General features: G+C 58.3%; 8 protein-coding genes. All 8 read left to right on the top strand.

Features of this window, described 5'->3' with window-relative positions:
* A partial coding sequence (locus A3714_RS00125; protein ID WP_063527136.1) for a ComF family protein occupies positions 1-496 on the top strand: 496 nt, incomplete at its 5' end.
* A gap of 222 nt (positions 497-718) precedes the next feature.
* Positions 719-1,261 carry a hypothetical protein gene (locus A3714_RS00120; RefSeq protein ID WP_062815720.1) on the top strand — a complete coding sequence of 181 codons (543 nt, stop codon included), beginning with the start codon at positions 719-721 and terminating at the stop codon, positions 1,259-1,261.
* 25 nt (positions 1,262-1,286) lie between these two features.
* Positions 1,287-1,976: a 2-phosphosulfolactate phosphatase gene (locus tag A3714_RS00115; RefSeq protein WP_062815719.1), complete on the top strand. Its 690-nt coding sequence runs from the start codon at positions 1,287-1,289 to the stop codon at positions 1,974-1,976.
* Positions 1,977-2,070: 94 nt separating this feature from the next.
* Positions 2,071-3,312 (top strand): acyl-CoA dehydrogenase family protein, encoded by a 1,242-nt coding sequence (locus A3714_RS00110; RefSeq protein ID WP_063509094.1) that lies wholly within the window; start codon positions 2,071-2,073, stop codon positions 3,310-3,312.
* 165 nt (positions 3,313-3,477) lie between these two features.
* A complete protein-coding gene (locus A3714_RS00105) occupies positions 3,478-4,293 on the top strand; it encodes a fatty acid desaturase (RefSeq protein ID WP_231866079.1) in 816 nt (271 codons plus the stop codon).
* Positions 4,290-4,694, top strand: coding sequence for a hypothetical protein (locus tag A3714_RS00100; RefSeq protein ID WP_063509093.1), 405 nt, complete (start codon positions 4,290-4,292; stop codon positions 4,692-4,694). Before A3714_RS00105 ends, A3714_RS00100 begins: the two co-directional genes overlap by 4 nt.
* An 86-nt stretch (positions 4,695-4,780) precedes the next feature.
* On the top strand, positions 4,781-5,491 hold the full coding sequence (locus A3714_RS00095) for a hypothetical protein (RefSeq protein ID WP_063509092.1): 711 nt from the start codon (positions 4,781-4,783) through the stop codon (positions 5,489-5,491).
* Positions 5,492-5,676: 185 nt separating this feature from the next.
* A complete protein-coding gene (locus A3714_RS00090; protein ID WP_063509091.1) occupies positions 5,677-6,018 on the top strand; it encodes a 4a-hydroxytetrahydrobiopterin dehydratase in 342 nt (113 codons plus the stop codon).
* The last annotated feature ends 64 nt before the right edge of the window (positions 6,019-6,082 follow it).

Raw genomic sequence — 6,082 nt, 5'->3', positions numbered from 1 at the left:
GCCATCCTTTACCGTCAGTCAGGCCCCGCTGCATTACCGTTTCCCGCTGGATCACTTGATTCGTCGCTACAAGTACCGCGGTGACCTGGTCGCCGAAAGGGGCATCGAAAAATTACTGGAGGACACACCCTGCCCCTGGCCAGAGATGGATGCCCTGTGCCCCCTGCCCGCGCATTGGTACCGTCGCTGGTGGCGGGGGTTTGACCAGAGCCAGCGACTGACCGACCGCCTGGCGACGCTGTGGAAAATACCCTGCTTACCGGCATTGCAACGTCGCCAATCGACCCCCATGCAGCAGGGCCTCAGTCGTAGCCAGCGGCAACGCAATCTTCGCGGCGCCTTCGCCTGTACACGACCGGTCAGTGGTCTGAGGCTGATACTGGTGGATGACGTCATGACCACCGGCAGCAGCGCCCGCGCCGCCAGCGATTGCCTGCTGCGCCAGGGTGCCGCGGAAGTACGGGTGTGGACCCTGGCGCGGACACCGGAGCGTTAAATGCGCAATTGCGCTCACTGCGCAAACGCCGCCTTATGCGCTGTATTTCACCTGCCTGTTAGGCATAATGATGCCCAGCAGTTGCAGCATCGCCCCCTTGAGGAAAAAGGGGCACAATTTTGAAGGTGTCTGTCCACCCATCGAAACGCTCACCTTCAAGAACGGCCATAACGAGTACGCCAGGGGCTTTTCAACAGCCTGCCGGTTCACGGAGGGATACCCATGAGAACAATAATAAGCGCGATAACCCTGTTTTTTCTGTCCACTACCTTTGCCAGCCATGCTTATGCGGAAGACCGCTATAGCGGTGTTACCCTGATCCGTGGCACCGTTGTCTCGGTGGGCCGTGTCGACCCCACCGAAAATGTGGACACCGGTTTCTTTGTGGACGCCAACTACACCAGCGTGGCCATCAATGCAGGCATCGGCACCAAAAAATTCGGCGACTCCCCGCTACGCTCTGACCAGCGGGAAGACGACCTGTCTGCAGCGGATGGGGAACGGGTCAACAATGCCTACGCCGGTATCGGTTTCGGTCGCATCGTCCAGATTCAATACGGCTACGGTAACCACGGCGATCTGCTGCGCTTCCGTTCCGATTTCAATTACCGCTCGGTGGTGGATTTCTTTACTGGCAAGCGCACCCCCAAGGACCGTATGACCTTGGGCGACCGCATCACCTTTACCATTGCGGTCGAGCAATATCAGGACAGTGACGAGGAAATTTTCGACAACGCAACCTGGGGCGTGGGCTTACTGTTCTGACACGTCTCCCGGGAAAGGATCATTCATGGAAGTCCATATTGCCCAAGGACATAACCCGCCCCACAACATCCACGGCATCACTGTGGTGATCGACGTGATCCGGGCGTTCACCACCAGCCATCACGCCTTCCGCCGGGGACTGCGCTGTATCTGGCCGGTGGCCAATGCGGAGCAGGCCTTTGCCCTGCGTGACGAGCACCTGCCCGACGCCCTGTTGGCGGGTGAAGTGGACGCGCTGCCAATCAAGGGCTTCGATTTTGGCAACTCCCCCTGGGAAATCGACCAGGCGGACCTGCAGGATCGCGAGCTGATCCTGCGCACCACCAATGGTGTAGTGGCCACCCTGAAGGCCCAGGACAGCAAGGAAGTCCTGGTGGCCGGCCTGGTCAATGCGGAAGCCACCGTCAACTATCTGCGGCAACAGAACCCGCCCACCGTGGTACTGGTTGCCTCGCACCCCACGGGAGATGAAGACGTGGCCTGTGCGGAGTACATGCGCCACCTGCTGGGCGGCGAGGGCGTGAGCTACGCCAACGCCCGCGAGCGGACCCTGAACGCCCGGGCCGCAAAAAAATTCTATGACGGCACGCACCCGCGCCTGCGTCCCGAGGATATCGAAGCCGCCGCCAGCAGCGATGGGCCCGGCGCCCTGATCATGCGGGTCCGCTTTGATCCGATTCCCTGCATCACCGCCCACCCGGCACCACAGGACTGACCCCGGACGTCAAGGTTTCCGTTCTTTTTGATCAATGCGGCACCCATCACGGCCCTGCTACTGTTGAAACCAATTCAACAGACAAGGCAGCCCCATGATCCAGTGGTCCGAACAACAACAGATGATCCAGAAAATGGTGCGCGATTTCGTGGAAAAAGAAATTGTGCCGCAACTGGATGACATCGAATACAACGGTGTTCCGCCTTACGACATCCTCCGCAAACTGATCAAGACCTTCGGCATGGATGTCATGGCCAAGCAGTCTTTCGAGAAACAGCTGGCCCGTGAGAAAGCCATTGCCGCCGGGGAAACCGTCGAGGAAAAGAAAAAAGACGGCCCTTCTGCCATGGCCGGCGAAGAGGCAGCCATGCGCATGATCCCCATTATTGAAATCTGCAAACATGCCCAGGGGCTTGTCACGGCCATGGGGGTGTCCATGGGGCTTGGCGGTGGAGCCATCATGAGCAAGGGTACCATCGAGCAGAAAGAGCGCTGGGCCCTGCCCCTGCTCACCCTGGAAAAGGTGGGCGCCTGGGCAATTTCCGAGCCGAATGCCGGCTCCGACGCCTTCGGACAGATGAAGACGCTGGCCAGACGCGACGGCAATGGCGGCTATATCATCAACGGCAGCAAGACCTGGATCACCAACGGTCCCTATGCGGATACCATCATCCTGATTTGCAAGCTGGATGAAGAGGGCGTGCCCGCCGACCAGCGCAAGATTGTCTCTTTCATCCTCGACAGCGGCATGGAAGGCCTTGAGCAGTCCAAGCCCTTCAAGAAGATGGGCATCGGCTCCTCGCCCACCGGTGAATTGTTCCTGTCCGATGTGAAGGTGGGCGCCGACCGACTGCTGGGCGGCAGCGAGGACGGTTACGGCCGCAGCGGCGCCAAGGGCACCTTCATGCAGGAACGCGCCGGCGTGGCCGCCATGGCACTGGGTATGGTGGAACGGGCGCTGCAACTAAGCACCCAGTACGCCCATGACCGGGTCCAGTTCGGCAAGTCCATCGGCCAGAACCAGTTGATTCAGCTCAAGCTGGCCAAAATGGAAGTGGCCCGCACCAACCTGCAGAACATGGTATTCCGCTATATCGAAATGACTGCTGCGGGCCAGCAGATGACCCTGGCGGAAGCCTCGGCCATGAAACTCTATGCCGCCCAGGCAGCCATGGAGGTAGCCACCGAAGCGGTGCAAATTCACGGCGGCTACGGCTACATGCGTGAGTCACGGGTGGAACAGCTGATGCGTGATGCCAAAATCCTGCAGATCTACGCGGGGACCGACGAAATGCAGATCATCGCCATTGCCCGGGATCTGCTGGGTCGCCTGTAAGCCTTTGACCACAAATGATGTAAGCATTCTGCTTGGCGCAATATCAGCATATTGACCTTTGCGCCCGGCAGAATGGTTTTTGTGGTCTTCATCACGCTCTGGATTACGGCATAAACTCAACCATTATTCGTAGTAAAGGCTGAGAAATCAGCCTGGGTGGTTGAGATGTTAGTACGCTATAGGGCTGATCGTGCCGCAGTAGCCCTGGTGTTGGCGGTGTTTGCCATTCAACTGGGCCTTTTCTTTTACAGCGAGGGCCTGACGACCTGGCTGGCCATGCTGGCACTGCTGCCCATTCAGGTGTCCTGTGGCGCCATCTGCCACAATCATCACCATGTGAATGTGTTTGTGAAAAAGCCACTGAACCGGCTTTTCGAATGCATTCTCTACCTGCAGACCGGCACCAGCCCCCTGAGCTGGACCCTGCATCACAATATCGGCCACCACAAGCACTACCTGGACCCGGAACAGGACCCCTCCTCCTGGCAGCAGGCGGATGGCTCGCTGATGCCCCGCTGGCGCTATGTACTGGTCAACACCCTGAAGGTCTACCCGGAAATTCATCGGATCGGACAAAAGCACCCTCAGTTATACCGGCGCTTTCTCCGTTTGTTGGTACTTGCAAACCTGCCCCTGCTGCTGGCGCTGCTGCACGACCCGCGGAACGCCGTCATTCTTTTCGTCCTGCCCATGACGGCCATGTTGTTCATGCTGCTGGACAATACCTACGGCCAGCACGCCGGCACCGGTTTTGACGACCACTACCACGCATCACGGAATGTGGAACTGAAGCGCTACAACCTGCCATCCTGGAATCTGGGCTATCACACCGCGCATCATATGCTGCCCGGCATCCACTGGAGTCAGTTGCCACAACTCCATGACAAGATACGCCACCGCATCCCCGACCACCTGATCACCGACAACGTCCTGCTGCAGTGGGAACCCGCCCGCCAGCAGCGCGAGGGGATTCCCTCATGATCCGCGTATTGCTGGTTTTCCTGATCATGGGCTGCGCGGCAGTCGCCCGGGCCCAGGATTGTTATTACTACTGGGTCCACCAGTGCATTGAGGTGGTTGACGCCAGCCAGCGACAGCTGCAGCAATATGTACTGATTTCACCGGCAGTGAACTACCTGCAAGCTGACGAGGGTCAGCAATGCAGCGAGGCCGTGACGCTGCGCCAGACACCCATTGCCACCGAATTGCTTGCCCGCTTCAACCAGGCGGCCAGCAAGATCAGCGCCTGCCAGACCCCCATCACGGAATTGCCAGCCAGAATCTACGACAAGCCTCACCAGGCCACCTGGCACTATAACCGCAGCCGCAAGAACAACCCCCGGAAAACCGTGATCCCGTTGGCGGACTTGCCGGTGCTCTGACAATAAGCCCTGAAGATCACTGCCAATCGCTGCACATCCGGCTGGTTGTGCTATGATCGACCTGCTTTTTTCATCCGGGGCGAATAATGAAAACAATCAAAACTGCCGCGTTACTGATCTGCACCCTACTGCTCGCCAGCTGCCAGAATCTGCAGGGCGAACGACAAGGGGATTACTACTTCTCTCCCGCCGGCGCCTATATTCTGGATATGAGCATCAACACCTTCCGGGGTGAAGTGGTGCTCGACGAACGATGTGACCGTCAGGGTGGTTCCACCACCTTCTGGGACGGGAGCGGGCGACTGTTTCGCGTTGATTACCTGAGCGCCGAAGACCATCCGATGATCCAGGCACCACGGTTTGCCTCCGATCTGACCCTGCTCAACCTGACCCTGAACAGCTACCTGCGTGAAGTGGTGGCCAAGGCCCCCATGATTACCAGTGCGGAAGCCTCCTACCGGGAATTCCTGGAAGACGCCGATCCCCGCGCCCTGTTCGCCATTATCGGCATCAATGTGGATGCCGCCCAGGTCAAAGACAGCGAAGTGGAGAACGGGACTTACTACTACGGCTTCATGCTGTTCAAGCGCGGGGATCGTATCTATGTGTTGCAGCATCGCCAACCGGTACTGATGCCCGAGAAAATGAAGGCGGTACTGTTGAATCTGGCTGACGGCATGGAAATTCCCGGTCGCGTGCGCGACGACACGGACATGGAAAAGCTGCGTCGACTGCTGAAGAAAATGGCTCCCGGCGGCACCAGCGGCGATCCGATCCGGTTGTGTGAACCTGTCTGATATTCGTTGCGTCGTAAGCGCCTGACGTTGCAACAAGCGCCCGACAAGGTGTTTACTAAACCTGTGTAGCCCGCGTTTCAGAATGATGCGACGCCGGGCTGCCGGCGCATACAAGAAACAGCGCCCAGACCCTCTTTACGGGTCTGTCGCTGTTCAAATTCATCCTCAAAACGATTCGTGCTGTTATGACTTCATTGACACAACAGAGCTGCGACGCATGCCGAGCCGATGCTCCCCGGGTAACCGATCAGGAACGCCAGGAGTTACACGGCCAGATCCCAGACTGGATTCTGGTGGAAGAAGACGGTATTGAAAAACTGCAACGGGTGTTCCCGTTCGGCGATTTTGCCGAGGCACTGACTTTTACCAATCGCGTGGCCGAACTGGCTGAAGATGAGGGCCATCACCCCGCCATCCTCACCGAGTACGGCAAGGTCACCGTCACCTGGTGGACCCACAAGATTGGCGGCCTCCACCGCAATGATTTTATCTGTGCTGCCAAAACCGACGCGCTGCTCAAGGACTAACTGAGAAGCGCGTTTCGAGGTACGAGTTTCGAAGAGAGAAACCGGTTTTGCCTTTCGCTCCTCG

Origin of the sequence: Alcanivorax sp. HI0007 (assembly GCF_001635525.1) — a bacterium.
Taxonomy (GTDB): domain Bacteria; phylum Pseudomonadota; class Gammaproteobacteria; order Pseudomonadales; family Alcanivoracaceae; genus Alcanivorax.
This window is presented reverse-complemented; position numbering and strand designations above follow the sequence as displayed.

Coding starts and splice junctions, on each gene's coding strand:
- A3714_RS00100 (WP_063509093.1), top strand. CDS start 4,290: ATGATCCGCGTATTGCTGGTTTTCCTGATCATGGGCTGCGCGGCAGTC.
- A3714_RS00110 (WP_063509094.1), top strand. CDS start 2,071: ATGATCCAGTGGTCCGAACAACAACAGATGATCCAGAAAATGGTGCGC.
- A3714_RS00105 (WP_231866079.1), top strand. CDS start 3,478: ATGTTAGTACGCTATAGGGCTGATCGTGCCGCAGTAGCCCTGGTGTTG.
- A3714_RS00115 (WP_062815719.1), top strand. CDS start 1,287: ATGGAAGTCCATATTGCCCAAGGACATAACCCGCCCCACAACATCCAC.
- A3714_RS00095 (WP_063509092.1), top strand. CDS start 4,781: ATGAAAACAATCAAAACTGCCGCGTTACTGATCTGCACCCTACTGCTC.
- A3714_RS00090 (WP_063509091.1), top strand. CDS start 5,677: ATGACTTCATTGACACAACAGAGCTGCGACGCATGCCGAGCCGATGCT.
- A3714_RS00120 (WP_062815720.1), top strand. CDS start 719: ATGAGAACAATAATAAGCGCGATAACCCTGTTTTTTCTGTCCACTACC.